A 730-nucleotide genomic window follows, 5' to 3' on the forward strand; every position below is an offset into this window, starting at 1 on the left:
CAGCTTTTGGTGGAATCATCGCCATTGTGCTGGCGGCCTTGCTTATCGCGATTCTCCCGATCTTGCGGCTTCCACCTAAACGGATTTTGGCCAAAATGAGCTAACCCCTCGCCCACTACTTTTCACTTACAAAATAGGAAGATTTCCATGACCACGCTAAAACTTGAAAACGTATCTTTTAACTACTTGGCCGGACAGAAGAATGTCCTCGACAACATCAGTGTTGAGTTTGAGTCCGGGAACTTCTACGCCATTATTGGCAACTCTGGAACTGGTAAGTCAACGCTACTTAGCTTGTTGGCGGGCCTTGATGCTCCCACCCAAGGAACCATTTCGATGGATGGCGAAGACATTGCTAAGCGCGGCTACACGCACCACCGGCAGCACAACATTGCTTTGGTGTTTCAGAATTACAATCTGATTGACTATTTGACTCCGCTGGAGAATGTTCGCCTGGTGGATTCGAAGGCGAAAGTTGATTCGCTTTTGGAGCTAGGTATTTCTGAGGAAGAAGCGAACCGTAACGTGATGCAGCTTTCTGGTGGGCAGCAACAGCGAGTTGCTATTGCGCGCGCACTGGCCGCAAAATCGCCCATCATTCTTGCCGACGAACCTACCGGCAACCTCGATGGCGACACCGCTAGCGAAATGGTGGCTATCCTGCGCAATCTTGCCCACGAGCAAGGAAAGTGCGTCATCGCTGTTACGCACTCAAAGCAGCTGGCACGTG

The 730-nt window shown here is 50.8% G+C and carries 1 protein-coding gene; it reads left to right on the top strand.

Annotated elements, in window-relative coordinates; translation table 11 throughout:
• Positions 1-147: 147 nt before the first annotated feature.
• Positions 148-730: ABC transporter ATP-binding protein (locus HMPREF1627_RS01895; protein ID WP_034500649.1), on the top strand; the 583-nt coding region annotated here is incomplete at its 3' end.

The sequence above is a fragment of the Actinomyces sp. S6-Spd3 genome, from assembly GCF_000758755.1.
Lineage (GTDB): Bacteria > Actinomycetota > Actinomycetes > Actinomycetales > Actinomycetaceae > Pauljensenia.